Source organism: Streptomyces sp. NPDC059828 (genome assembly GCF_042731955.1).
Taxonomy (GTDB): domain Bacteria; phylum Actinomycetota; class Actinomycetes; order Streptomycetales; family Streptomycetaceae; genus Streptomyces.
In genome coordinates this window covers 22,245-47,814 of record NZ_JBHWIW010000050.1, presented here as the reverse complement: position 1 = coordinate 47,814, position 25,570 = coordinate 22,245, and the positions used below count along the sequence as shown (strand labels likewise).

Here is a 25,570-nt window from a genome sequence, read left to right as displayed (position 1 = left end):
GCGCCCCTGGCGCCCGGCTGTGCGTCGCCTACAGAGCTTCGAGGATCGTCGCGTTGGCGAGTCCACCGGCCTCGCACATGGTCTGGAGGCCGTAGCGGGCCCCGCGGGCGCGCATGGCGTGGACCAGCGTCGTCATCAGGCGGGCGCCACTGGCGCCGAGCGGGTGCCCGAGTGCGAGGGCCCCTCCGTTCACGTTCACCCTCGCCGGGTCGGCGCCGGTCTCCTGGAGCCAGGCGAGCACCACGCTCGCGAACGCCTCGTTGACCTCGAAGAGGTCGATGTCGTCGAGGCGGAGCCCGGCCCGCTTCAGGACCTTCTCGGTGGCCGGGAGCACTCCGGTGAGCATCAGCAGCGGATCCGAGCCGGTCACGGCGAAGCTGTGCAGCCGGGCGAGCGGTCGCAGATCGAGGCGTTCGGCCAGCTCCGACGAGGTGATGAGCACGGCGGACGCCCCGTCGTTCACCGGACTGCTGTTGCCGGCGGTGACGGACCACTCGATCTGCGGGAAGCGTTCGGCGAACACGGGGTCCTGGAACGAGGGCCGCAGCCCGGCAAGCACCTCCGCCGTCGTGCCGGCTCGTACGCTCTCGTCCGTGGTGAGCCCGCCGATCGGGGCCACTTCGGCGTCGAAGAGGCCGTCCGCCCAGGCCTGGGCGGCGCGCTGATGCGAGGTCACGGCGAAGGCGTCCATCGCCTCGCGTCCGATCGACCACTTGGCCGCGATGAGTTCGGCACTGATGCCCTGCGGCACCAGTCCCCCGGGATACCGCTCGGCGACCCCCGGGCCGAAGGGGTCGGCGCCCGGGGGCACGTTGGACCACATCGGTACGCGGCTCATGGACTCGACCCCGCAGGCGACGACGGCGTCGTACGCACCGGCCATCACGCCCTGCGCGGCGAAGTGGACGGCCTGCTGGGACGAGCCGCACTGCCGGTCCACCGTGGTGGCGGGGACGGACTCGGGGAGACCGGCCCCGAGCCAGGCGTACCGCGTGGTGTTCATGGCCTGCTCGCCCACCTGGTCGACGGTGCCGCCGATCACGTCGTCGATCAGTTCGGGCTCGATTCCGCCACGCTCCACGAGCGTACGCAGGGTGTGGGAGAGCAGTTCCACGGGATGGATCCCGGAGAGTGCGCCGTTCGGCTTTCCTTTGCCGACCGGGGTCCTGACTGCTTCGACGATGACGGCATCACGCATGGGAGGGCGCCTCCTCGCTCGGGGCACGGCGATAGGGGATGGCTCCGGGCTTATCAGTTGGAAAACCGGACCCACTGGTTACCCCACGGTAGTCGCTTGAGTTGGCTTTTCCAACCCACTACTTCCTAAGCTGTCCTCATGACGACCGCGCGCCCCTGCTCCATCGCCGCCACCCTCGCCGTCGTGGGCGAGAAATACGCACTGCTGGTGCTGCGCGAGGTCTTCCTCGGCGTCCGCCGCTTCGACCGGATCGCGCGTAACACAGGCGCCCCCCGCGACGTCCTGACAGCGCGACTGCGCCGCCTCGTGGAGGCGGGCGTGCTCGAGAAGGTCCCGTACAGCGAGCGGCCCCGGCGGTTCGAGTACGTCCCGACGGACGCCGGCCTCGAGCTTCAGCCCGTGCTGCTGACCCTGATGGACTGGGGTGACCGGCATCTCTCCCAGCACAGACCGACCGTGCTCGTGCACGAGTGCGGGGAGGATCTCAGGCCCGTCGTCGTGTGTGCCGCCTGCGGCGGTGCGGCGCCCCGGGACAGCCTGACCGCCCGTGTCGAAGCGCCGGGCTGGGCGGTGTCCGGACCCACCGACGACAGCGCCTGACGGAAGGCCCCCGGCAGAGGCCCCAACGGGGCGCCCGCGAGGCGGCGACCACCGTCCCTGAGTCCGATTCCCGGCGGTGTCGTAGATCACCCGAGGGGAGCCCGCCCGTTCGGCCGAATCCGCCGGACGCTACGCTGCCAGGCGCGGACGCATGATCGCGGCCCGCGCCACCCGTACGTTCCGACCCCTGACAGCACTTGGACGGCTTAGCTTTCATGTCGTGGTTCGAATCATTCATCCTCGGGCTCGTCCAGGGGCTGACGGAGTTCCTGCCCATCTCCTCCAGCGCGCACCTTCGCCTCACGGCGGCGTTCGCCGGATGGCACGACCCGGGTGCGGCCTTCACCGCGATCACCCAGATCGGCACCGAGACGGCCGTGCTGATCTACTTCCGCAAGGACATCGCGCGGATCGTGTCCGCGTGGTTCCGCTCGCTGACGAACAAGGCCATGCGCAGCGACCACGACGCGCAGATGGGCTGGCTCGTCATCGTGGGCTCGATTCCGATCGGCGTACTCGGCGTCACCTTCAAGGACCAGATCGAGGGGCCCTTCCGTGACCTCCGTCTGATCGCCACCACGCTGATCGTCATGGGCATCGTGCTGGGCATCGCCGACCGCCTCGCGGCCCGGGACGAGGAGGGCGGCAAGCACCGTGCCCCCCGGCACCGCAAGAGCCTCCAGGAGCTGTCCGTCAAAGACGGTCTGATCTTCGGTTTCTGCCAGGCGATGGCCCTGATCCCCGGTGTCTCCCGCTCCGGCGCGACCATCAGCGGTGGTCTGCTGATGGGATACACGCGCGAGGCGGCGGCGCGCTACTCGTTCCTGCTCGCCATCCCGGCCGTGCTGGCCTCCGGCGTCTTCGAGCTGAAGGACGCGGGCGAGGGCCACGTCTCCTGGGGCCCGACGATCTTCGCGACGATCGTCGCCTTCGCGGTGGGCTACGCCGTGATCGCGTGGTTCATGAAGTTCATCACGACCAAGAGCTTCATGCCGTTCGTGATCTACCGGATCCTGCTCGGCATCCTGCTGTTCGTGCTGGTGGGAGCCGGTGTGCTGAGTCCCCACGCAGGCGAGTCCGGAGGCTGACGGCGACGCCGGGTCCGAGTGCCACGGCCGGCCGGAGTCACTCATGAGGTGGCATCGGCACGGGGGCGGGTGCCGGTGTGTCGACCCGTAGCGTTGATCACCCGGCACTCCCGCCCCGGGACAGCGGCACGGGGGCGGGAGGCGGGCGGACGGGCCAGGTCGGCATGTCAGCCGAAGCAGCCGGGGACGGCGTTCTCACTGCCTTCGCAGTTGGTCGGGACGTTGTCGATGATGCGGACCTTCCCGTGGGCGGTGACCTCGCCGCGGTTGTGGATTCCGCCGGCAGGCTCGTCCGACAGGTTGTCCTTCACCGTGGAATCGGTCAGGGCCAGGGGGCTGAGTTCAAAGTCGTTGGAGTCGACGAAGATGCCGCCACCGCGGGCACCGTTCCCCGGAGCCTGGTTACCCGTGATCTTCGAGTCACGGATCGCCACCCCCGGAGGGGAGAGCAGATAGATACCGCCGCCGGCACCGTCTTCCGCGGTGACGGCGTTGTCGGCGATCGTGCTGCCCTCGACCACGAACGACGGTTGGTCGGTGGTGATGCCGCCTCCGGATTCCACGGCGACGTTGCCCTTGACGACGCTGTCGCGCAGATACAGCGGGCCCCCGTCGGTGTCGATGGCCCCGCCGTGCAGCGACGCGAAGTTGTAGGTGAGGGCACTCTTGTCGAGCTCCGCCACGCCGTGGTTGTGCAGAGCACCGCCGTCCCCTGAGGTGTTGTGGCTGAGCAGGCTCCCGCGGATGGCCACGGTGGCACCTTCCTCATTGAGAATGGCTGCAAAGCCCTCGGAGGCATTCCGGGTGATCCTGGAGTCGGCGATCTCCAGTTTGCCGTGGTTGCCGATCGCGGACGCGAACGTGGCCCAGTTCCGACTGAAGCTGCTGTCGCGGACACGGGCGACGCCCGCGTTGAAGAGACCTCCGCCCTCATCGTTGTCGTCATCCGCGGTCTTGTTGCTCTTCACGTCGACATGGCCGAGGTCCAGCCGCCCCGCCGGGCTCACGCGGATGGCACCGCCGTCCTGCTCGAATTCGGCCTCACCGCGGGTGAGGGTCAGATCACGGAGCCTCAGATCCCCGCCGGCTCCGACCTCGAAGATACGGAACCGGTCCGCGTTCGCCGCACGGGCAATCGTGGAGCCGTTCCCGTGAACGGTGACCGGCTGAACGATCTCAGGCAGGCCATTGCCATCCTGACTGGTCGTCAGGGTATAGGTGCAGTCCTTCGCGAGAACGAGCGTCCCCCCACGGCTCTCGTTCAGGTCGACGAACGCCGCGACCAGGTCGGCCGGGTCGCACCCGACATACCGCTTGCCTCCGCCGTGGTCTTCGTGACGCTTCTTGTGACCGTAGCCCTCGTCACCGTGGCCGTACCCGTGGCGGTGCTCCTCACCCCCGCCTTCCTCCCCCTTGTGCCTGTCGCGCTCCTTGCCCTCGTCACCCTTGGACGCGGTGGGCTTCTCCTTGCCCTCGTCGCCCCCGCCCCTGCCGGTCTCCGCGGTGTCGTCCCTCGCGGTGGAGGCAGGCTTCACCCCGGCCGCCTCGGCGTCAGCCATACCCGCGACGGCCGTCGTACCGGTCATGGTGACCAGCCCCGCCGCGGCAAGAACGGCCGCCTTCCAGTGACGGCTCAGCGCCGCCGGCTTCGCACGCCGCGGCACACCCGCGACCCTGCCCCAAGACCCAGACATCCGACGTAGCTCTCCTTCTGCGTAACAGGCCGTCACGACCCAGACCAAACAGGGAACGAGATAGCCCATATCCAAACAAAGAGAAGCCGAAAATATGACAATTCATGTATATGGGAGTGTCGGGACCTCGACGGGCAGCGACAGACCGGAGCGCCGGCCGGGCGGGCATCCGCGCCAAGTGGACGCCCGTCCGGCGCGGCGGGTCCGGGTCGCCCCTGGTGCGCCGCATACGCTCGCGCCGTGTTCAACCTGACGGCGTTTCTGAAACGGCTGGTCATCGGGCGGGCGCTGCGCAGCGATGAACTGGGGACCACCCTGCTGCCCAAGCGGCTGGCGCTCCCGATCTTCGCCTCGGATCCGCTGTCGTCGGTCGCGTACGCCACGCAGGAGATCCTGCTGGTGCTGACCGTCGGCGGACTGGCCTATCTGCACTTCACTCCATGGATCGCGGCCATGGTCGTGCTGCTGATGGCGGTCGTGGTGCTGTCGTACCGGCAGGTGGTGCACGCCTATCCGACCGGCGGGGGCTCGTACGAGGTCGCCTCGACCAACCTCGGCGAGTCGGCCGGCCTGGTCGTCGCCGCCGCGCTGATGGTCGACTACGTGATGACCGTGGCGGTGTCGGTCGCGTCGGGGGTCGACAACATCATCTCGGCGATCCCCTCGCTGGCCGACTTCCGGGTGGCCCTGGCCCTAGTCTTCGTCGCCCTGCTCACCGCGATGAATCTGCGCGGCGTGCGGGAGTCCGGTCGTACGTTCGCCGCGCCGACGTATCTGTTCATCGCCGGTGTGCTGATCATGTGCGCCACCGGACTTCTCCGCTACCTGCTGGGCGACGCCCCGGTCGCCGAGACGGCGCAGTACGGCATCAGGCCCGAACCGGGAGAGGCGGACCTCATGGGCCTCGCCCTGGTGATGCTGGTGCTGCGCGCCTTCTCCAGCGGCTGCACCGCGCTGACGGGAGTCGAGGCGATCTCGAACGGGGTGCCGGCCTTCCGTAAACCGAAAGCGCGGAACGCCGCCACCACGCTGGCCGTGATGGGCCTCGTCGCCGTCACCATGTTCGTCGGAGTCACCACCCTCGCCATCGTCGCCAAGGTGCATATCGCGGGGAACAGCTGCGACCTCATCGGGCTGCCCGACTGCGCGGACTACACCCAGCGCACGGTCATCGCCCAGCTCGCCGCCTCGGTCTTCGGCGGCGAGCACAGCTTCGGCTTCTACTACGTGCAGGCCGCCACCGCGCTGGTGCTGATCCTCGCCGCCAACACCGCCTTCAACGGCTTTCCGCTGCTCGCCTCGATCCTCGCCCAGCACCGCTACCTGCCCAGGCAGTTGCACAACCGGGGAGACCGGCTGGCCTTCTCCAACGGCATCCTGGCACTCGCTGTCGTGGCGGGAGCACTGCTGTGGGCGTACAAGGCGAACGTGACCAGCCTCATCCACCTGTACATCCTCGGCGTGTTCACCTCCTTCACGCTCTCCCAGACCGGAATGGTCCGGCACTGGAACCGGGCACTGCGCACCGAACGCGACCCTGCATTGCGCAGGCGCCATCACACGGCCCGCGTCATCAACGCCACGGGCGCGGTCATCACCTGTCTGGTGCTGGTGATCGTGCTGCTCACCAAGTTCACCCAGGGCGCCTGGCTGGCGGTGCTCGCCGCGCTCGTGCTCTGGGTGACGATGCGGGCCATCCGCCGCCACTACGACGTCACATCGGCCGAACTGGCGGTGACGGACCCGCATGCCGAGCTGGCACCGCCGTCCCGGGTCCTCGCCATCGTGCTGGTGTCGACCCTGCACAAGCCCACGCTCCGGGCACTCGCCTATGCCCGGGCCTTCCGGCCCGACCGGCTCGAGGCTCTGACGGTCGCGGTCGACCGCGACGCCACCGCGGAGTTGCAGCGCCAGTGGGAGGAGTACGGCATCGACGTGCCCCTCAAGGTCGTCGACTCCCCCTACCGGGAGATCACGAGCGCGGTCCTGGTGTACGTGCGTTCCATCGTGCGGGAGAGCCCGCGGGATGTGATCGCCGTGTTCATCCCCGAGTACGTGGTCGGGCACTGGTGGGAGAACCTGCTGCACAACCAGTCGGCACTGTGGCTGAAGAGCCGGCTGCTGTTCAATCCCGGGGTCACGGTGACCAGCGTGCCCTGGCAACTCAGCTCATCGGCGGCAGCCGACCATCCCGCCGCCCGTGCGCCCGGGGCGGTACGGCGCGGCGAGCCGGCCGGCCGCTTCAGACGCTGACCGGCGGGCCTCTTGGCGCCACGCCCCCACTGACCGACACTTGGCCGATGACACAGCGCGTGGATCTCGCGACGGTGATGGACCGGCTGGCGATCGACGACTTGGTCACCGGGTACGCGGTGGCGGTGGACGACGCGGACTGGACGGCCTATCGGGGCCTGTTCACTCCGGACGGCCGCGCCGACTACCGCGGCGCCGGTGGTATCGAAGGCCCTGTGGCGGAGGTCGCGGGGTGGCTGGAGCAGACGCTCCGGATGTTTCCGGTGAGGCAGCACCTGATCGTGAACCGCCGGGTGCACATCCAGGACCTCGGCGGGTATCCGGGGGACGGGGCGGAGGTGCGGTCCGACTACGTCAATCCCATGCGACTCGAATCGGGCGACGACTTCGTGTCCGGTGGTCGGTACACCTTCGTTCTGACGCGTACGGAAGGTGGCTGGCGGCTGCGCTCGGTCACCGTTCAGGAGAAGTGGCGGCATGCGTCGTTTCCGGTCGCCGTCGCCGAGTGAGTGCGGCGTCGCCGAAGGCCCGACCCCGGCGCCGCCGAGTCCCCCTGTGTGAGCCGCTGACACACACTGGAGGCACAGACACTGCTCTCGGGAGGCGCGGCATGTGGATTCCGGTCGGCCGGCGGGAGCGGCTGACGAGGCTGCTGTCGTCGCCGTGGTGGCGCGGCGTGGCCGCGCTCGTGGCGGGGGCGCTGCCCGTTTTCGTCTTTCCGGCCCCGGGGCTGTGGTGGTTCGCGTATGTCGCCCTTGTGCCGTGGCTGCTGCTGGTCCGCGCGGCGCCGACAGCGCGTCGTGCGCTGCTCGACGGCTGGCTCGGCGGTACCGGCTTCATGCTGGCCGTGCACCACTGGCTGCTGCCGAACCTGCATGTGTTCCTGATCGTGGTGGCGGCATTGCTCGGGCTGCTGTGGGCGCCGTGGGGGTGGCTGGTCCGGCTGATGCTCGGCGGGCAGCCGCCGTCCGCTCGTGCGGCGGCCTCGCTGGCCGTACTGCCTTCGGCCTGGCTGATGGTGGAACTGGTCAGGTCATGGGAGGGGTTGGGCGGTCCCTGGGGTCTGCTCGGCGCGAGCCAGTGGCAGGTGCCTGTCGCCCTGCGGTTCGCCGCGTTGGGCGGGGTGTGGCTGGTGAGCCTGCTGGTGGTTGCGGTGAACACCGGGGTGGCCGTGCTGCTGGCCGTTCCCACGGCGCGTGTCCCCGCGGTGGCCGGGCTCTGCGCGTGCGCCGTGGCGGTGGGGGCGGTCTGGCTGGGGTCCCGGGGGCCGGGGCCGTCCGACGGGGAGTTCCGGATCGCCGTTGTCCAGCCGGGGGTGGTCCAGGGGCCCGAGAGGCGCTTCGACCGGAGTGAGCAGCTCACCCGGGAGCTCTCCGACCGGAGCCTGGACCTGGTGGTCTGGGGCGAGAGCAGCGTCGGCATGGATCTGGCCGCCCGGCCCGATCTGTCGGCGCGGCTTGCCGCGCTGTCCCGTGCGGTGGGCGCCGAGATCCTGGTCAATGTCGACGCACGGCGCCCGGCGGGGACGGGGGTGGGGACCGCCGAGGGCGAGGGCGGCATCTTCAAGAGCAGTGTGCTGGTGGGGCCGCGGGGCCTGACCGGCGACCGCTACGACAAGATGCGACTCGTGCCCTTCGGTGAGTACGTGCCGGCACGTGCGCTGCTCGGCTGGGCCACATCGGTGGGCCGGGCCGCGGGTGAGGACCGGATGCGCGGCAGTCGCCGGGTGGTGATGACGGTGCCGGACGGGCAGGCGGGTACGGCGGTTCGCGTGGGGCCGCTGGTGTGCTTCGAGTCGGCGTTCCCCGACATGAGCCGACGGCTGGTCAGGGACGGCGCCGAAGTGCTGATCGCCCAGTCCGCGACGTCGACGTTCCAGTCGAGCTGGGCTCCGGCGCAGCATGCCTCGCTCGCGGCGCTGCGGGCGGCGGAGACGGGCAGGCCGATGGTGCACGCCACCCTCACCGGCGTCAGCGCGGTGTACGGGCCGGACGGCGGGCGGGTGGGCGAAAGGCTGGGCACCGGCGACAGTGCCGCCGCCGTGTACGTCGTTCCGCTGGTCCACGGCACGACGCCGTATGTGCGCCTCGGTGACTGGCCGGTGTACGGGGCGCTGGCGGTGCTGTTTGCGCTGTGCCTCACCGGGATGGTGCGCCGGGTCGTACGGTCGCTCAGGAGGCCTGCTCCAGCGCCTCCCGCACGATCCGCTCGCACAGCTCATGGGTCAGCAGTGCGTCCTCGGCGCTGAGGAACTTCCCGGAGCGCACGGCGTCGAGGAAGGCGAACACCGTCTGCTCGATGCCGCGTTGACGCGCGACGGACACCCAGTCACCGCGCCGGCGCACCGTCGGCTGACCCTTGTGGTCGATCACATCCGCGAGGTTGAGCACCTCGCGCTTGGTGTCCTGTCCCGCCACTTCGAGGATCTCCTCGTTGGAGCCGCCCCGCCGGTTCATCATGCCGATCGCGGTGAAGCCGTCCCCGGAGAGCTCCAGCACGACGTGGTGCATGAGCCCGTCCTTGACCCGGGCCCGTACCCCAGTGTGCTCGACAGGCCCCGGCAGCAGGAAGCGCAGGGTGTCCACGACATGGATGAAATCGTCGAGGACCAGGGTGCGCGGGTCCTCGGGGAGACCGATGCGGTTCTTGCGCATCAGGATCAGCTCCCGCGGGTGGTCCAGACACTGGGCGTACGCGGGCGCGAAACGGCGGTTGAAGCCCACCGCCAGTGAGGTGCCGGTGCGCTCCGACAGCTCCACCAGCCGGGCCGCGTCGGCGAGCTGATAGGCGAGCGGTTTGTCGACATAGGTCGGCACGCCCGCCTCCAGCAGCCGGGTGACGATCTCGGGGTGCACGGGTGTGGGGGCGTGCACGAAGGCGGCGTCGAGGTCCTGCGCGACAAGGGAGTCCAGGGTGGTGTGGCACCGGTCCGCGGGGATGTGGTGGCCCGCGGCGATCCGGTCGAGGGTGGCGGCCGTTCGGGTGTGCAGGTGCAGTTCGGCATCCGCCCGGGTGGTCAGCACCGGCAGGTACGCCTTGCGTGCGATGTCCCCGAGCCCGATGCAGCCGACCTTCACCGTGGTCTCCCTCATCCCTCAGTCCCGCGTCAGCGCGCGCCCGTATGCCGGGGCGCGCTGACGCCAGGATACGGCGGCTGCCAGTCGGCGATGCCGTCGAAGCCGCGCAGGACGAGTCCCGGACCGAAGCGCGAGACCGCCCTGATGAGGGCGTCGCGCACGGCGACGCCGACGGCGCTGTCGTGCAGGGCCATCCGGCCGGTCCGGGTGGCCAGGCGCACGATGCCCATGGTGCGCGGCAACCGCTCGCGCGTGTACGCGGCGAGGCCCCGGCTGGTGTCCGGGCCGCTGCCCGCGTGGTGGGCGAGCACGATCGCGTCCTCGATGGCCTGGTTGCCGCCCTGGCCGAGGGTGGGCTGCATGGCATGGGCGGCGTCGCCGATGAGCGCCACCCGGCCGCTGTGGTAGGCGGGCAGCGGTTCGGCCATGTAGTGGACGTCGTGGCGCAGCACCTGGCCCGGTCGGGCGGACGCGATGATGCCGGGGACCGGCTGGTGCCAGTCGCCGAAGCGGCGCAGCAGTTCGGTCCGCTCGTCGTCGGGCGCGTGCTCCCCCGCGGGTGCGAGGGCCGCCGCGTAGGCGTAGACCCGGCCGTCCTTCAGGGGCTGGGTGCCCCAGAGACGGCCCCGGCCCCAGGTCTCGTGCGGGGCGAACGGGGCGTCGGGGGCGGGGACGACGACGCGCCAGGTGGTGTAGCCGGAATAGCGGGGTCCTGGATGTGCGGGGAAGAGCACGGCGCGCACCGCGGAGTGGATGCCGTCGGCGCCGACCACCAGGTCGGCTTCGAGGTCGGTCCCAGCGGTCCTGACCACCGCGGGACGCCGGTCGTCGCCGGGGTCGGCGAGTGCGGCCGCCGCTGCTGTGCGTACGGCTCCGTCGGGCAGTGCGGAGACGAGGATGTCCACGAGGGTCGCGCGGTGCACCAGGACCAGGGGGCCGCCGAACCGCTCGGCGGCGGCGCCGCTGTCCGTGCGGTTGAGCCAGCGGCCCCGGGGGGTGCGCAGGCCGCCGTCGCCCTGCCAGGCGGACAGGGCTCTCACCTGGTCGCCGAGGCCGACGACGTCGAGCGCGCGCTGGGAGTTGGGGGCGAGTCCGATTCCGGCGCCCACGGGGGCGAGAGCGGTGGCGCGTTCGAGGACGGTGACGTCCCAGCCCCGCTGGTGCAGGCCGACGGCGGCGGTGAGTCCGCCGATGCCGCCGCCGACGACAACGGCCCGCGGCTTGCGTGCGTGGTCCATGATTCCTCCGTGACTACATCTGTAGTGCGATTTCACGTTACTACAGCCGTAGTGCGAGGGGTAGGGTTGCCTCATGCCCGCACGCTCCAGCGGCTCCACCGGCCGCTCCGCGCTGATCGCCGACACCGCGCTGGCCCTGCTGGCGGAGCGGGGGATGCGCGGGCTCACCCACCGCGCGGTCGATGAGGCGGCCGGGCTCCCCCAGGGGTCGACGTCCAACCACGCCCGCACCCGCCAGGCACTGCTCGAAGCGGCCGTCCGGCGGCTTGCGGAGCGGGAGGCGCAGGTACTCGCGCCGGACGGGCTACCGGCCGGGGCCCAGGGCGTGGACGGGGTGCTCGACGCGCTGTCGCTGGCGCTGCACCGCTATCTGACCGGCCATCGCACACTCCTGGTCTGCCGCTACGAGCTGGCCCTGGAAGCCACCAGGCGGCCTGAGCTCCGGGAGTTCTACGACCGGACGGGCGCCGCCTTCCGCGAACCGCTGGTCGCGCTGATGCGGGACGCCGGTTCCGCCGAGCCCGAGCGGCACGCCCTCTCGGTGGTGGCCTGGTGCGAGGGGCTGATGTTCTCCTGCGCGGTCGGCTCGTACCACGCGTCCGTCCCCAGCAGGAGCGAGCTCAGGAAGGGGTTCGGGGAGCTGCTGCACGGAATGCTCGGACCGTGACGGGACATGAGTCGCCGCCGGATCGGCACGGGACGGCACGGCACGGATGAAATGCCTTGCACCCGAGCGTGTCCATGATCAACGATGCGCCTCATGACCACCTCCGAACGCACCAAACCATCCATCACCGCGGGCGAGCGCGACATGCTCGAAGGCTGGCTCGACTTCCACCGGGAGACACTCGCCCAGAAGTGCGCGGGGCTCGACGACAAGCAGCTGCGGGACGTCTCCGCCCCGCCGTCCGAGCTGACCCTGCTCGGGCTCGTCCGGCATATGGCGGAGGTCGAACGCCACTGGTTCCGCCGGATCCTCATGAACGAGGACATAGCCCCGCTCTACTACGGCGAGGAGGACCCGGACGGGGACTTCCACGTGACGGCCGACGACACCTGGGAGCAGGCGCACGGCGACTGGCAGGCCGAGATCGCACGCGCCCGTGAGCTCACCGCCCCGCTCTCCCTGGACGAGCTGACACAAGGCGCCAACAGCGCTGGTGATCCGTTCAATCTGCGCTGGATCTACGTCCACATGATCGAGGAGTACGCCCGCCACAACGGGCACGCCGATCTGCTGCGCGAGCGGATCGACGGGGCGACCGGGTTCTGACGCTGCCCGCTCACTCCCCCGCCAGCCGGCCTTCCAGCCGCACGATCGCCGCGCGGACCCCCTTGCCATAGGGGTCGTCCGTCAGCACCGCCGAGGCGGCCCGGGCCCGGTCGAGATGGACCCTGGCCGCCTCGAGGCGCTGGAGCTTCAGATAGTCGGCCGCCAGATTGAGGTGCAGCGCCGGGTGGAACGCCGCCTCGTCGGCCAGCCCCTGAGCCGCCGACAGCGCCCGCAGATCCCAGGCGAGCTCGTCGCCGGGATCGTCCTGGGTGTCCGCCATGTAGTGCGCGAGTGTGCAGCGGTGCAGCGCGGGCCCGCACTCGCCGATCTGCTGCCACAGCTCCCCGAAGCGATTGCGCGCCTCCTCGCGGTCCCCGGCATGGAGCAGCATGACCGCCTGCCCGATCCTGGTCATGACGGCGTCATCCGGTGTCTCACCCTGCTCGCTCACTGCGGCCTCCAGCGCCTTGACACGGGTGATCCCGACGCTACCCCGGAATGACCGGCGCGGGCTCGGAGTGGGCTCCGAGCCCGCATCGCCCGGATGGGGCACCTCAGGGCTGCCGCCTGGGCTACCCCAGGTCGGGGATCCGCCAGTCGATCGCCTCATGGCCCTGGGCCGCCACCGCCTCGTCTATCTGGGTGAAGGGGCGGGAACCGAAGAACTTCTTCGCGGACAGCGGTGAGGGGTGTGCGCCCTTGACCACCACATGGCGCTCCTGGTGGATCAGCGGCAGCTTCTTCTGGGCGTAGTTGCCCCAGAGCACGAACACCGCCGGGTCGGGCCGCGATGCCACAGCGCTGATCACGGCGTCCGTGAATTTCTCCCAGCCCTTGCCCTTGTGGGAGTTGGCCTCACCGGACCGTACCGTCAGGACGGCGTTGAGCAGCAGCACGCCCTGCTCGGCCCACGGCATCAGATAGCCGTTGTCCGGCACCGGGTGCCCGAGCTCTTCCTTCATCTCCTTGTAGATGTTCCTGAGCGACGGCGGGGTCTTGACGCCCGGGCGCACCGAGAAGCACAGGCCGTGCCCCTGGCCCTCACCGTGGTACGGATCCTGGCCCAGGATCAGCACCTTGACCCGGTCGAAGGGCGTGGCGTCCAGCGCCGCGAAGACCTCCTCGCGCGGCGGGAACACCGGCCCCTTGGCGCGCTCGTCCTCGACGAAGTCGATGAGCTCCTTGAAGTAGGGCTTCTGGAGCTCCTCGCCGAGGACGCCGCGCCAGGACTCGGGCAGCATGTCGGTGTCGGTCACGTCAACAACCTCCGGTGAGCGATCAGTTCTCGTCCACAGAACTTACCGGCGGCCACTGACAATCGGGGCCACGGCCGGACTTCGGAGCCCGGCCGGGACCGCTACCAGCTCGTCTTCCGCTCCAGCGTCCACACCTGCATGATCGTTTGCGGGTCGAGGGCACGCTCGCAGCCCGCGATCTCCTCGCTGGCGGCGATATGCAGCTTGCCCTGCCACAGCGGCAGCAGCCGCACGTCCTTCACCAGGAGCTTCTGGGCCGTCTCGAACTGGTTGGACACGGACACCGACCCGCGGTCGCTCTCCTTGCGGGACAGCGTGAGCTGCTCGGCGATCTCCGGGCTGTCGTAGGGGGTGCCGAGCGCGTTCTCCTTGCCGACGAACGGCGCGATGAAGTTGTCGGGGTCCGGGAAGTCGGGGAACCAGCCTCGGCCGAAGACCGGGTACTGCCCGTTCTTGTAGCCCTCCTGGTACTCCTTCCAGGGCTTGCTCTGCAGTTTGACCTCGAAGAGTCCGGACGCGTCGAGCTGGCGCTTGATCTCGGCGAACTCGAGGGCGGTGGAGGAGCCGTACCGGTCGCTGGTGAACCAGAAGGTCAGCTTGACCGGGGCGTCGATCCCCGCCTTCTCGAGGATGCGGCGCGCCTCCTCGACGTCCGGGTCGCCGAACGTGTCGAAGAAGCTGGTGGTGTGGCCCGCGATGCCCTTCGGGACCATGGAGTAGAGCGGCTCCGCGGTGCCGTTGTAGACCTTGGCCACGAGCGCGTCGCGGTCGATGACCTGGGCGATCGCCCGGCGTACGGGGAGCTTGGCGGCAGCCGGGTCCTTGGGGTTGAACACCAGGTACCGGATGTCGGCACCGACGGTCTCGACGACCTGGATCCCCTCGTTCTCCGGCTTCTTCTCCTGGAGGGAGGTGACCTCTTCCGCGGTCAGACCGCGGTTGGTGGCGTCGATCTCCTTCTTCTTGAGCGCACTCACCATCACTTCCGAGTCCTGGAAGTAGCGGATGGTGACCGCCTCGTTCTTGCGGTCGGCGAAGCCGTGGTAGCTCGCGTTCTTCTTCAGCTCGGCCCGGTCGCCCTCCTTGTAGGACTCCAGGTTGTACGGACCCGAGCCGGTGAGCCTGCCGTCCTCGCGGAGTGCGTCCGCCGGGTATTCGGCGGGGTCGACGAGCGACATGGCGGGAGTGGCGAGGATGAACGGGAAAGTGGCGTCGGACTTGGAAAGCCGGAACGTAATGTTCCGGTCACCCTCCGTCTGCACCGCGCTCAGCGATCCGAGCAGTCCGGCGGGACCACCCTTGACATTGATCTTCTTGATCCGGTCGATGGAGTGCTTGACCGCGGCGGCGTCCAGCTTGTGACCGTTGGAGAAGGTGAGGCCCTCCCGGAGCGTGCACTGATATGCCGTACTGGTGGCATCCGTGAACTGGCAGCTCTGCGCCGCATCGGGCTGCGGGCTGGTGCTCCCGATGGGGAAACTCAGCAGCGTCTGGAAGACATTTCGGTAAAGCTCCCAGGAACCGTCCCACGCGGCGGCGGGATCGAGCGTGCTGGGCTCACTCGTGGTGCCGACGACCACCGGCTTCGCCCCATCGGCGTCATCGTCGGAGAAGAGACCGCATCCCGCCACCAGGGATATGGACGCAACGGCCGCGGCGGCCCGCAGCATCGTCCGGTTGAACACGTGCACACGCTCCTCGTTCAGCCATGGGTCGGCGAACCATACCGCAGTGCCCCTCCGAATCAACGGTGCAGTCCGGAGGGGCACTTATGGCAATCCATGGCTATTCAGGCATAAAACGACTCAATGGACTCCGGCATTGAGGAAGATACCGCCGTCGACGACGAGTGTCTGCCCCGTGATCCAATCCGATTGATCCGAGGTGAGAAAAGCCGCGGCACCACCGATGTCACGGGGAACGCCCAGCCTGCCCATGGGATAGGCGGCTGCCGCCTCCGCTTCCCTGCCTTCGTACAACGCTTCCGCAAACTTTGTCTTGACCACGGCGGGTGCGATCGCATTGACTCGCACGACCGGCGCGAATTCATGCGCCAGCTGAAGGGTCAGGTTGATCATCGCCGCCTTGCTCATTCCGTACGCCCCGACGAACGGGGAGGCGGAGATCCCGGCCACCGAGGCGATGTTCACGATCGCGCCACCGTGCTCCTGCTGCCAGGCCCGCCAGGTCTGCTGGGCGAAACCGAGCGCGGAGATCACGTTGGTCTCGTAGACCTTGCGGGCCACGGCCAGGTCGAGCTCCGCCATGGGGCCGAAGACGGGATTGGTGCCCGCGTTGTTGACGAGGAAGTCCACCCGTCCGAAGGCCGCCATGACCTGCTCGACGGCGGCGGCCTGATGTCCCTCGTCGTGGGCCTTGCCCGCGACCGCGATCACCCGGTCCGCGCCGAGCCGCTCGACGGCCTCCTTGAGCGAGTCCTCGTTCCGACCAGTGATGCACACCTGGTCACCGCGGGCGACCAACGCCTCGGCGACGCCGTAGCCGATCCCCCGGCTGCCACCCGTGACCAGGGCGACCTTGCCGGAGAGCGGCGGAAGTTCCTGAGTCGTCATCGTCGTGCCTCCGAGTCAGTTGAGCGGGCCGCCGGCCACGTACATGACCTGCCCGGAGATGAATCCGGCGTCGTCACCCGTGAAGAAGGCGATCGCGTTGGCGACGTCCTCCGGCCGGCCGACCCGCTGCACCGGGATCTGGGTGGCGGCGGCAGCCTGGAACTCCTCGAAGCCCATGCCGACGCGGGCGGCGGTCTGCGCCGTCATCTCGGTGACGATGAAGCCGGGAGCGACCGCGTTGGCGGTGACCCCGAACTTGCCGAGTTCCTTGGCAAGGGTCTTGGTGAGGCCCTGGAGACCCGCCTTGACCGCGGAGTAGTTGGCCTGACCCCGGTTGCCCAGCGCGGAGCTGGAGGACAGCGAGACGATCCGGCCGAAGCCCGCGTCCACCATGTGCTTCTGGCACGCCTTGGCCATCAGGAACGCGCCCTTGAGGTGCACGTTGACCACGATGTCCCAGTCCGACTCGCTCATCTTGAAGAGCAGGTTGTCCCGCAGCACCCCGGCGTTGTTGACGAGGATGGTGGGGGCGCCGAGCTCGGCGGCGACCCGGGCGACGGCAGCCTCGACCTGGGCGGAGTCCGAGACGTCGCACCCGACGGCGATCGCCTTGCCACCGGCCGAGGTGATCTTCTCGACGGTGTCCTTGCAGGCCGCCTCGTCGAGGTCGAGTACGGCGACGGCCCGGCCCTCGGCCGCCAGGCGTACGGCGGTGGCGGCGCCAATGCCGCGCGCCGCTCCCGTCACGATGGCAACGCGCTGCTCGGTGCTGGACATGGTTGGCTCTCCTCGCCCTTGGATCCCGGTGAATGCAGTTGAACGCATGCGGTTGTACGCAGCTGGATGAGGTCGCCCGGTCACGCCCCGGAGAGGGGTGAGCGACCGCTTAGTACCTTCAGCTGGACGAGACGCTAGAAGCCCTGGCACCCGGTGTCAACGGACCCCCCGCATTACGGCGCCCGGTTCACCTCCACCACCCGGACGATCAGCGCACCAGCACGTCGAGCAGGCGCTCGACCTCGGCTTCCGGATCAGTGGTCAGTCCGGTGTGCACGGGCCCTGGCTGCACCACCGTCGAACGCGGCGCGATCAGCCAGCGGAAACGGCGTCCGGCATCGTCCCGGGCCGCCTGTCCCGCGTCCTCACCGCCCCGGCACACACCCTCGACGGCATGCAGCGCCGCCCGCACACCGGTGATGTCCGCCTGCGGGTCCAGAGCCCTCAGCTTCGCCTCGTCCAGATGGGTGCGCGCGGACACGAAGGACCGGGCACGGCAGTAGACCACCACCCCCGCGTTGAAGCACTCGCCCCGCTCGACCCTGGGCACGACGCGCAGCAGCGCGTACTCGAACACATCCCGCTCTTCGCCGCCGCTGCTCACTGTCCGCCGCCCATCACGCCGTCCCGGTCCTTCTTCGTGGGATGCGGCCACGGTGCGAGGCGCTCGGTCAGCCAACCCGGGGCCTGCGAGGGCCGCGATGCGGAAGGGGCGCCGAGGGTGATCCGCTCGTGGATGGACGCGGCGCGCGACAGCAGTGCCTCCACATAGGAGCGCCGGACGGCGTCGGTGGACTCGAACCCCGGCTCGTCGACAAGCCATTCGTCGGGCACGTCCGCGGCCACTTCGGTCAGCAGCTCCTCGGTGACCTGCGGCGCCAGCGCGGCGGCGGCCGTGGCGACATCGGGACGGAAGGGGGCGAGGGCGTGGTCGGACGCGTCGTAGGGCTTGGCGGCCGAGGCCGTCGCGCCCGCCCAGTTGTGGTGCCAGATCATGGTGGCGCCATGGTCGATCAGCCACAGATCACCGTGCCAGATCAGCATGTTGGGGTTGCGCCAGGAGCGGTCGACGTTGTTGATCAGCGCGTCGAACCAGACGACCCGGCCGGCCTCCGCGGCGTCCACCTCGTAGGCCAGTGGGTCGAAGCCGAGCGACCCGGGCAGGAAGTCCATCCCGAGGTTCAGGCCGCCGCTGGCCTTGAGCAGCTCCTGCACCTCCTGGTCGGGCTCGGAGAGCCCGATGACCGGGTCGAGCTGAATCTGTGCCAGCTCCGGGACCCGCAGCCCCAGCCTGCGGCCGAGCTGACCGCAGATGACCTCGGCGACCAGCGTCTTGCGACCCTGGCCGGCTCCGGTGAACTTCATGACATACGTACCGAGATCGTCGGCCTCGACGATGCCCGGGAGGGAGCCGCCTTCACGCAGGGGCGTGACATAGCGGGTCGCCGTGACTTCGGAGAGCATCCCGCCAGATTACTGTGCGCTCCCCCGGCGTGGTCGTTGAACGTCGTGGGGCCGGGTCCCGTACAACATCACGAACGGGCCCGATCCCGGGCCGCCGAGGGAAAGGGAGGCCCGCATGAGTGGAACGCAGGGACCGGCGCACCCCGTGACACGCCGCACCGCCGTCGCGGCGGTGGGCGGAGCCGGGCTGTGCCTGGCCCTCACGGCATGTGGTGGATCGGACGAATCCGGGGCGGCCGGGGAGCCGGCGGCCAGTACGGGTACCAAGGACCCCGGTGGCGCGACGGGCGGCGGCGGCGGAAAGGTGCTCGCCAGGACGGCGGACATCCCCGAGGGCGGCGGCAAGGTGATCGGCGACGTGGTGGTGACGCAGCCGAAGGCCGGGGAGTTCAAGGCCTTCTCCGCCAAGTGCACCCACCAGGGCTGCGCCGTGAAGAACGTGTCGGACAACATGATCAACTGTCCGTGCCACAACAGCATGTTCGACGCGTCCGACGGCAGTGTGCACAAAGGCCCTGCCACATCCCCGCTGCCGCCCGCCTCCATCGTGGTGGACGGGGACTCGATCAGGCTGGCGTGACCCGCTTCGGGCGCTTCCAGCACGCGAGCACGTCGTCGGTGGTGGTGACAGTGGCGACGAGGGCGAGCGTGTTCCTGACCATCGCGGGGGTGTACTCCGCGGGCACCCCCGCGATGGCGTCCGCCGGTACGACCGCCCTGTAACCGAGGTTGACCGCGTCGAACACGGCGTTCGGGATGGCCACGTTCGCCGAGACCCCCGTGACGACCAGCGTGCTGCAGCCGAGGTTGCGCAGCAGTGCGTCCACATCGGTGCCGGCGATCGGGGAAAGACCGTGCAGTCTGCGAACCACGATGTCCTCGTCCGTCACCTCGATGGGTGCGGCGACACGGACCGCCTCGGTGCCCGGGTGCTGCTGGACCGGCAGCCGGAGCGCGGCCCGGAAGAGGCGCGCATTGTGGTTCGAGCCGCGCCCGTCGGGCCGCCGCTCCGCCACCGCGTGCAGCACCTGCACCCCGGCCTCGTGCGCCCCCGCGACAAGACGGGCGATCCGGGCCAGGACCCCGGACGACCTGGCCTCGGTGGCGAGTTCGGGAAGGGCGCTGTCCGCGCCGACCACTCCGTTCTGGCACTCGACGGTCAGCAGCACGGTGCCGTCCGGGTCGAGTTGCTCCACCAGCTGTTCGCGCATGGGCATCCCCTGGCCTCCACTCCCCGTCGCCGTCGTTCCGCGGGCGCGTGACCGTATCGGGCATTGCGTCAGGAGGGAAGACTCCGCATGATTCCTGTCACCCTGTCAGCTACGAGGAGGAGACCAGGACATGCCCGCCACTCAGCGCCGCGGCCGCCGGATCATGATGACGCCGGAGGAACTGGACGCCTTCCTCGCCGAGCAGCGCACCTGCCGGGTGGCGACGGTGTCGGCCGACGGCCGCCCGCACGTCAGCACCCTCTGGTTCGCGTGGGACGGCACCTCCCTGTGGCTGTACTCGATCACCCGCAGCCGCCGCTGGGCGGATCTGCGCCGCGATCCGCGGATCGCGGTGGTGGTGGACACCGGTGAGGAGTACGGCGAGCTGCGGGGCGCCGAGCTCTCCGGCAGTGTCGAATTCGTCGGCGAGGCCCCGCGGACCGGCGAGCCGGATCCCGGGCTCGACGAGGTCGAGCGGCTGTTCGCCCGGAAGAACTTCGGCCTGGACGCCATGCCGCACGACGGCAGGCACGCCTGGATGAGGCTCACCCCCGAGGCGATCGCGTCCTGGGATTTCCGCAAACTGGCCGCACTGTAAGGGCGGTGGGCGCGGGCGGGTGGTTCCTCAGAGCCCGGCCACGCTCGCCGCGGCCTGGTGCAGTGCTTCGACCGCCGCCCGGATGGAAGGGCGGCGGTCCGCGTCACTGCGCCAGATCGCATAGATGTGGCGGTGCATCTTCTGGCGTACGGGCACGAATCTGACGCCTTCCGGCACCGGCCCACGGCCGAGCCTCGGGGTGACGCACACCCCCATTCCCGCCGCGATCAGCGCCAGCTGGGTGTGGTGCTCACCCGCCATGTGCGCGATCCGGGGCTCGACGCCCTTCGCGCGGAGGGTGAAGACCAGCCACTCGTAGCAGAACTCGCCCTCGGGCCAGGACACCCACGGGTCGTCTGCGAAGTCCTCGAGATCCACTTCGGCGCTTGCCGCGAGCGGGTGGTCCGCGTGCATGGCGACATCCGCCGCGTCGTCGAGCAGTCGCGCCCGGGCAAGGCCGCCGGGCACGGGCAGCCGCTTGTTGCTCCAGTCGAGGACGACGGCCAGGTCGAGGTCGCCACGGACCACCTGCCGCACGGCGTCCTCCGGCTCCACCTCGACGGAGCGCACACGTAGTTCGGGATGGGTGTCGCGCAGGGCGGCAAGCGCCTCGGGGAACAGCCCGCGCGCTGCGGTAGGGAAGGCGCCGATGCGCGCCTCACCGACGACCTGACCGCGTTGTGCCTCGATATCGGCCTGGGCGAGCTCCACCTGGGAGAGGATCCGGGCGGCGTGGTCGGCGAGCAGCCGCCCCGCGTCGGTGAGCCGCACTCCCCTGCCGTACTTGGCCAGCAGTTGCTGCCCGACCTCCCGCTCCAGCTTCGCCATCTGCTGGGACACGGCCGATGTGGTCACATGCAGCCCTTCGGCCGCCGCGCTGACCGAGCCGTGCCGTGCGAGTGCGTCCAGCGTACGCAGGCGCTCCAGATTCAACATGTAAGTAATGCTAATCCAATAACGGAGAATTTCTCGCTTGTCCTAAGTGATTGACCAGTCCACAGTGAGGGCATGAACACCGTTTCGCCGACCCGGCAGCACAGCCCTGCACTCTCCCCGCCCACCTCTGCGGGCGACTCCGTACCTGCAACCCCGACCCGCCGTCGCCCGGCCTTCGACTGGCGTATCAGGTTCGCGGTGCTCGCCCTGATCTGGGGCTTCAGCTTTCTGCTGATCAAGGTGGGGACGCACGGTTTCGCGCCGTTCCAGGTCACGTTCGGCCGGCTGTTCTTCGGTACGGCCGTGCTGGCGGTGGTCATGGCGGTGCGGCGTGAGCGGCTCCCGCGCGGCCTGCGCACCTGGGGCCATCTGATGATCGCGGGCTTCTTCCTCAACGCCCTGCCGTTCTCGCTCTTCGCCTACGCGGAGCTCACGATCCCCTCCACCCTGGCCGGGATCTGCAACGCCACATCCCCGCTCTGGGGCATGGCGCTGTCCCTGGTCGCACTCTCGGAGGACCGTCCGACCAGGCGCAGGGTCGCCGGGCTCGGCATCGGTTTCCTCGGCGTACTGACCGTGCTCGGGGCCTGGCAGGGCTTCGCAGGCGTCGACATGACCGGCACCCTGCTCGCGTTGCTCGCCTCGCTGAGCTATCCGGTGGGCTGGATCTACGTCCGCCGCACCCTCGCCGGGTCGTCCCACTCGCACCTTTCCCTGACCGGCGCCCAGTTGCTGCTCGCCACGCTCCAGCTGGCCGTGGTGACACCGCTGTTCACCGTGCTGCCGACGGCGTTCCCCGTGGTGCCGCTGCTGGCCGTGGTCGCGCTGGGCGCGCTGGGAACGGGTTTGGCAATGCTCCTCCAGTACGGTCTGGTCGCCGAGGTCGGGCCGACGACCGCGACGATGGTCACGTATTTCATCCCGGTCATCGCCACCGCCGCCGGGGTGCTGGTGCTGGGCGAGCAGCTCGGCTGGAACACCCCGGTCGGCGCGCTCGTCGTGCTGGCGGGCGCGGCGCTCACGCAGAGCAGGCGTCAGCCGTAGCTGCGCACGGGCGGAGGGGCCGTCGCGGCGGCCACCGCGTCGGCGAGCGGCTCGATGTCGGCGGCGCTGAGCGTGGACACGGTGAGCCTCACTCCCGGGGGCGCCGACAGGCGGAAGCGGGCACCCGGGGCCGCCGCCCACCCGGCTTGGAGCATCCGGGCCACGGCTCCCGTCTCATCGGGGACCGGTACCCAGACATTCATCCCGCTCCGCCCCTGCGCCGCGACCCCCCGACGCGCGAGCGCGTCGATCAGAGCGTCCCGCCGCTCCCCGTACGCGCGCGCCACCGCCGCGGGGTCGACGGCGCCCGTCGACCACAGCTCCACCATGGCGCGCTGCGTCAGGCGGCTGACCCAGCCGGGCCCGAGCCGCTGCCGTCCCCCCACCCGGTCGATGGTGAGCGGGTCGCCGGTCATGAGGGCGAGCCTCAGATCGGGCCCGTAAGCCTTGGCGACGGACCGGACCAGCATCCAGTGCCGGGACGCTCCGGCGAGCGGATGGAGCGGTTCGTCGACGATGGCGAAGCCGTGGTCGTCCTCGATGACGAGGAGCTCCGGCCGGGCGGCGATGAGGCGCCGCAGCTCCCCGGCGCGTGCCGCGGTGATCACAGCCCCGGTGGGGTTCTGTGCCCGGCAGGTGACGATCAGCGCCCTGGCCGCCTGGGCGAGCGCCCTCCGGACGTCCTCCGGGCGGGGCCCGTCATCGTCCACGGCCACCGGTACGGGCCGCATCCCGAGCGCCGCCAGCAGGTCGAACACCCGGCCCCAGCCGGGATCCTCGACGGCGACGGCGTCACCCGGCCGCAGATGGGCGGCGAGCACACGCTCGATGGCGTCGAGGGAGCCGGAGGCGGCCGCGATCGGCCCGTCCGGCACACCGTCGGCTTCCAGGCCCGCCCGGGCGAGTCGTGCGAGCTCGGGGTCCACGGGTGCTTCGCCGTAGAGCACGGGTCGCCCGTCCTGCTCGCCCGCCGCGACCGCGAAGGCGTCGTACAGCCGTGGCAGCAGAGCGGGGTCGGGATTTCCGTCGGCGATCTGACGGGCGCCGGGCGGGGCTTCGACGCCGAGCGAGTCCCGGCTGGTGCTGGCAGGGCGTGAGCGCACCCGGCTGCCTCTGCGCCCCGCAGTCTCGATCACACCGCGCTCGCGCAGGGTGCGGTAGGCCGCGGCGACCGTGTTGGGGTTGACGCCCAGCTCGGCAGCCAGCTCCCGCATGGGCGGGAGCAGTTGACCGGGCGCGAGCGCCCCCGAGCCCACCCCCCGCTCCACGCTCCCGGCGATCTCCGCTGCACGGCGTCCGGCAATCCGATATTCTCCTAGCACAAAAGAGATTTTGTACTAGTGCAATGGAGATGTCAATCCATGTCCTCGCTCCCGCCCTCACCGCCCCAGGACATCGCCCCCTATCCGAAGACGGAGCGCACCTACCCCACCCGGGGGCGCCCACGTGCCTCCTATGACCGGGCGCTGGTGCACGCGATTCTCGACGAGGCCTATGCCTGCCATCTCGGTTTCATACGCGACGAAGCGCCGGTGGTGCTGCCGACGCTCTACGGCAGGATCGGCGAGCGGCTGTACGTCCATGGCTCGACGGGTTCCCGCCCGCTCCGGATGGCCGGTCGGACCGACTCGGGCGAGCCGGGCGAGCCAGGTCTGAAGGTCTGTCTGACGGTCACCCATGTCGACGGCCTCGTGTTGGCCCGGTCGGCTTTCCACCACTCGATCAACTACCGCTCCGTCGTGGTCCACGGCACCGCACACCAAGTGGTCGACCCCGAGGAGAAGCGTGTGGCGCTGGACGCCATCGTGGACCAGGTCGTCCCCGGACGATCCCGCGACTCCCGCCCGGCGAACGACAAGGAGCTCGCCGCCACCGCCGTGCTCCGGCTCGATCTGGACGAGGTGTCAGCCAAGGTCCGTACCGGTGGTCCGAACGACGACCCGGAGGACCTCTCACTGCCGCACTGGACCGGAGTGATCCCGCTGGCCCCCCGCCACGGCACGCCCGTCCCCGCGGAGGACATGGACCCGGCCGTCTCCCTGCCGGACTATCTCGCAGCATTGTGACGGCCACCCGGGGCGGCGCACGGGGGTCGCGGCCCCGGGCGGGGGCGGGCTCGCACGCTGCTGCGCGGTCCGCCCTCGTTTCACCGGCCCACCGGGCCGTCAGACGACGGCCGCTTCCGCGGTGTCCCCGCGCGGGACTGACATATGCGCCTCCTGCCAGGCCAGCGCGACGACCGCGGTGAGCAGCAGCAGGGTCCCGGCCACCGTCGCCGCCGACAGCCGTTCGTCCAGGACGGTCACCGCGAGCACCGCAGCACTGACCGGCTCCAGAAGCATGATCACGGAAACCGTCGCGGCTCTGACCACGGCCGCCCCCGCGAAGTAGAGCGCGTAGGCGAGCGCGGTCGGCACGGCGGCGACGTACACCAGCAGCCAGATCACCCGGGCGGGTTCCGCGCTGTGCGGCAGCAGCCCTTCCACGAGTGCGAACGGGAGCAGCCCGGCGGCGCCCACCGCGAAGGTCCACGCCGCGGTGGCGAGCGCGTCCCCGCCCGTGCCCGCCCGTCCCAGCCACCGGGTGAGGAGCGTGATGCCCGCATATCCGGCGGCGGAGAGGAGCGCGAGCGCCACCCCGACCGGCCGGACCGTACCGGCGTCGCCGCCCAGCACCAGCACGATCAGTCCGGCCAGCGCGCCGACCACGGCCGCGGCACCGCCGCGCCCGAGCCGCTCCCCCATGGTGAGTCTGGCTCCGAGGGCGATGAGCACAGGGCCCGCGCCGAGCGTGACGACCGTGGCGACGGCGAGCCCGGTCTGCTCGACGGCCGCGAAGTACGCGCTCTGGAACACCGTCAGGCCCGTACCGGTGCCGAGTATGCGCAGTACTCGGTGGCGTCGCGGCACGGCCGCCCCGACCGTGCCGCGTGGGCGCAGCGCCAGCACGCCGGCCAGCAGCACCAGTCCGCCCAGACAGCGCCAGAAGGACAGGGCGAGCGGGCCGAGATCGCTGGCCACGTAGACCAGGGACGCGGCGGCTCCCGCGGTCCCCCAGGCGACACCGGCGACAGCGAGATAGAAGAGGCTGCGTCCGACGGGCAGGCCGGAGGCAGCGGAGGATGAAGGGTTCGACACGTGACTTCTCCGTGCGGGACGTCCGGGGGATCCCCCGGGGCCCTCCCCCGGTCACGGGGGCGTGAAGGCTCCACGACGGGCCGGTTGAAGACGGGACTGGTGGCCGCTGGGCTTCACACGCAGGCAGCGACAAACCGCCCGGGGGGACACCAC

The 25,570-nt window shown here is 70.3% G+C and carries 26 protein-coding genes; 11 read left to right on the top strand and 15 right to left on the bottom strand.

Annotation, left to right across the window (positions count from 1 at the left end; all coding sequences use genetic code 11):
- Positions 1-28: 28 nt before the first annotated feature.
- Positions 29-1,198: a thiolase family protein gene (locus tag ACFV6V_RS25715; RefSeq protein WP_385569273.1), complete on the bottom strand. Its 1,170-nt coding sequence runs from the start codon at positions 1,196-1,198 to the stop codon at positions 29-31.
- 138 nt (positions 1,199-1,336) lie between these two features.
- On the opposite strand from ACFV6V_RS25715, the gene ACFV6V_RS25710 reads away from it, so the two are divergent.
- Both ACFV6V_RS25710 and ACFV6V_RS25705 read left to right on the top strand, forming a co-directional pair.
- Positions 1,337-1,798, top strand: coding sequence for a winged helix-turn-helix transcriptional regulator (locus tag ACFV6V_RS25710; RefSeq protein ID WP_385569271.1), 462 nt, complete (start codon positions 1,337-1,339; stop codon positions 1,796-1,798).
- 215 nt (positions 1,799-2,013) lie between these two features.
- Positions 2,014-2,886: an undecaprenyl-diphosphate phosphatase gene (locus tag ACFV6V_RS25705; RefSeq protein WP_385569268.1), complete on the top strand. Its 873-nt coding sequence runs from the start codon at positions 2,014-2,016 to the stop codon at positions 2,884-2,886.
- Between the two features lie 167 nt (positions 2,887-3,053).
- Here the strand turns inward: ACFV6V_RS25705 and ACFV6V_RS25700 are convergent, their stop codons facing one another.
- Entirely contained in the window at positions 3,054-4,580 is a 1,527-nt protein-coding gene (locus ACFV6V_RS25700) for a right-handed parallel beta-helix repeat-containing protein (protein ID WP_385569265.1), read from the bottom strand.
- A gap of 240 nt (positions 4,581-4,820) precedes the next feature.
- On the opposite strand from ACFV6V_RS25700, the gene ACFV6V_RS25695 reads away from it, so the two are divergent.
- The 3 genes from ACFV6V_RS25695 (at position 4,821) to lnt (ending at position 9,081) form a co-directional block, all read left to right on the top strand.
- Positions 4,821-6,833 carry an APC family permease gene (locus tag ACFV6V_RS25695; protein ID WP_385569263.1) on the top strand — a complete coding sequence of 671 codons (2,013 nt, stop codon included), beginning with the start codon at positions 4,821-4,823 and terminating at the stop codon, positions 6,831-6,833.
- Positions 6,834-6,880: 47 nt separating this feature from the next.
- Entirely contained in the window at positions 6,881-7,342 is a 462-nt protein-coding gene (locus ACFV6V_RS25690) for a nuclear transport factor 2 family protein (RefSeq protein WP_385569260.1), read from the top strand.
- Positions 7,343-7,443: 101 nt separating this feature from the next.
- The gene (gene lnt, locus ACFV6V_RS25685; RefSeq protein WP_385569258.1) at positions 7,444-9,081 is read left to right on the top strand and encodes an apolipoprotein N-acyltransferase; all 1,638 of its coding nucleotides are present in this window, start codon (positions 7,444-7,446) and stop codon (positions 9,079-9,081) included.
- On the opposite strand, the gene ACFV6V_RS25680 is transcribed toward lnt, so the two are convergent.
- Together ACFV6V_RS25680 and ACFV6V_RS25675 are read right to left on the bottom strand one after the other, a co-directional pair.
- Positions 9,005-9,910 (bottom strand): Gfo/Idh/MocA family protein, encoded by a 906-nt coding sequence (locus ACFV6V_RS25680; RefSeq protein ID WP_385569298.1) that lies wholly within the window; start codon positions 9,908-9,910, stop codon positions 9,005-9,007. The genes lnt and ACFV6V_RS25680 overlap by 77 nt on opposite strands.
- Before the next feature lie 29 nt (positions 9,911-9,939).
- Positions 9,940-11,148, bottom strand: a complete 1,209-nt coding sequence (locus tag ACFV6V_RS25675; RefSeq protein ID WP_385569255.1) for an FAD-dependent monooxygenase — start codon at positions 11,146-11,148, stop codon at positions 9,940-9,942.
- Between the two features lie 73 nt (positions 11,149-11,221).
- Here ACFV6V_RS25675 and ACFV6V_RS25670 point away from each other — a divergent pair, with 73 nt between their 5' ends.
- Positions 11,222-11,815, top strand: a complete 594-nt coding sequence (locus tag ACFV6V_RS25670; RefSeq protein ID WP_385569253.1) for a TetR/AcrR family transcriptional regulator — start codon at positions 11,222-11,224, stop codon at positions 11,813-11,815.
- 93 nt (positions 11,816-11,908) lie between these two features.
- Positions 11,909-12,421 carry a DinB family protein gene (locus tag ACFV6V_RS25665; RefSeq protein WP_385569250.1) on the top strand — a complete coding sequence of 171 codons (513 nt, stop codon included), beginning with the start codon at positions 11,909-11,911 and terminating at the stop codon, positions 12,419-12,421.
- Between the two features lie 10 nt (positions 12,422-12,431).
- Here the strand turns inward: ACFV6V_RS25665 and ACFV6V_RS25660 are convergent, their stop codons facing one another.
- From ACFV6V_RS25660 to ACFV6V_RS25630, 7 genes are all read right to left on the bottom strand, one after another.
- Entirely contained in the window at positions 12,432-12,872 is a 441-nt protein-coding gene (locus tag ACFV6V_RS25660) for a hypothetical protein (RefSeq protein WP_385569248.1), read from the bottom strand.
- 121 nt (positions 12,873-12,993) lie between these two features.
- The gene (gene ung / locus ACFV6V_RS25655) at positions 12,994-13,677 is read right to left on the bottom strand and encodes a uracil-DNA glycosylase (protein WP_385569245.1); all 684 of its coding nucleotides are present in this window, start codon (positions 13,675-13,677) and stop codon (positions 12,994-12,996) included.
- 101 nt (positions 13,678-13,778) lie between these two features.
- Positions 13,779-15,362, bottom strand: a complete 1,584-nt coding sequence (locus ACFV6V_RS25650; RefSeq protein WP_385569243.1) for an ABC transporter substrate-binding protein — start codon at positions 15,360-15,362, stop codon at positions 13,779-13,781.
- Positions 15,363-15,482: 120 nt separating this feature from the next.
- Positions 15,483-16,250, bottom strand: coding sequence for an SDR family oxidoreductase (locus ACFV6V_RS25645; protein WP_385569241.1), 768 nt, complete (start codon positions 16,248-16,250; stop codon positions 15,483-15,485).
- A 15-nt stretch (positions 16,251-16,265) separates the two neighbouring features.
- On the bottom strand, positions 16,266-17,027 hold the full coding sequence (fabG, locus tag ACFV6V_RS25640) for a 3-oxoacyl-ACP reductase FabG (RefSeq protein WP_385569238.1): 762 nt from the start codon (positions 17,025-17,027) through the stop codon (positions 16,266-16,268).
- 208 nt (positions 17,028-17,235) lie between these two features.
- Entirely contained in the window at positions 17,236-17,631 is a 396-nt protein-coding gene (locus ACFV6V_RS25635) for a DUF3037 domain-containing protein (protein ID WP_385569236.1), read from the bottom strand.
- On the bottom strand, positions 17,628-18,491 hold the full coding sequence (locus ACFV6V_RS25630; RefSeq protein ID WP_385569233.1) for a HipA family kinase: 864 nt from the start codon (positions 18,489-18,491) through the stop codon (positions 17,628-17,630). The genes ACFV6V_RS25635 and ACFV6V_RS25630 overlap by 4 nt, the downstream gene beginning before the upstream one ends.
- A gap of 115 nt (positions 18,492-18,606) precedes the next feature.
- Between ACFV6V_RS25630 and ACFV6V_RS25625 the strand changes: the two genes are divergently transcribed.
- Positions 18,607-19,071, top strand: coding sequence for a Rieske 2Fe-2S domain-containing protein (locus ACFV6V_RS25625; RefSeq protein ID WP_385569231.1), 465 nt, complete (start codon positions 18,607-18,609; stop codon positions 19,069-19,071).
- Here the strand turns inward: ACFV6V_RS25625 and ACFV6V_RS25620 are convergent.
- Entirely contained in the window at positions 19,058-19,708 is a 651-nt protein-coding gene (locus tag ACFV6V_RS25620; RefSeq protein WP_385569228.1) for a cysteine hydrolase, read from the bottom strand. The genes ACFV6V_RS25625 and ACFV6V_RS25620 overlap by 14 nt on opposite strands.
- Positions 19,709-19,832: 124 nt before the next feature.
- Between ACFV6V_RS25620 and ACFV6V_RS25615 the strand changes: the two genes are divergently transcribed.
- Positions 19,833-20,300: a pyridoxamine 5'-phosphate oxidase family protein gene (locus tag ACFV6V_RS25615; RefSeq protein ID WP_385569226.1), complete on the top strand. Its 468-nt coding sequence runs from the start codon at positions 19,833-19,835 to the stop codon at positions 20,298-20,300.
- Positions 20,301-20,327: 27 nt separating this feature from the next.
- On the opposite strand, the gene ACFV6V_RS25610 is transcribed toward ACFV6V_RS25615, so the two are convergent.
- The gene (locus ACFV6V_RS25610; protein WP_385569224.1) at positions 20,328-21,236 is read right to left on the bottom strand and encodes a LysR family transcriptional regulator; all 909 of its coding nucleotides are present in this window, start codon (positions 21,234-21,236) and stop codon (positions 20,328-20,330) included.
- A 72-nt stretch (positions 21,237-21,308) separates the two neighbouring features.
- On the opposite strand from ACFV6V_RS25610, the gene ACFV6V_RS25605 reads away from it, so the two are divergent.
- Positions 21,309-22,280 (top strand): DMT family transporter, encoded by a 972-nt coding sequence (locus tag ACFV6V_RS25605; protein WP_385569221.1) that lies wholly within the window; start codon positions 21,309-21,311, stop codon positions 22,278-22,280.
- On the opposite strand, the gene ACFV6V_RS25600 is transcribed toward ACFV6V_RS25605, so the two are convergent.
- The gene (locus tag ACFV6V_RS25600) at positions 22,271-23,602 is read right to left on the bottom strand and encodes an aminotransferase class I/II-fold pyridoxal phosphate-dependent enzyme (protein WP_385569219.1); all 1,332 of its coding nucleotides are present in this window, start codon (positions 23,600-23,602) and stop codon (positions 22,271-22,273) included. The two genes, ACFV6V_RS25605 and ACFV6V_RS25600, sit on opposite strands and share 10 nt — an antisense overlap.
- Before the next feature lie 39 nt (positions 23,603-23,641).
- Between ACFV6V_RS25600 and ACFV6V_RS25595 the strand changes: the two genes are divergently transcribed.
- A complete protein-coding gene (locus tag ACFV6V_RS25595) occupies positions 23,642-24,346 on the top strand; it encodes a pyridoxamine 5'-phosphate oxidase family protein (protein ID WP_385569216.1) in 705 nt (234 codons plus the stop codon).
- 99 nt (positions 24,347-24,445) lie between these two features.
- Here ACFV6V_RS25595 and ACFV6V_RS25590 read toward each other — a convergent pair whose 3' ends face one another.
- The gene (locus tag ACFV6V_RS25590) at positions 24,446-25,417 is read right to left on the bottom strand and encodes a DMT family transporter (protein WP_385569213.1); all 972 of its coding nucleotides are present in this window, start codon (positions 25,415-25,417) and stop codon (positions 24,446-24,448) included.
- Positions 25,418-25,570: the final 153 nt, after the last annotated feature.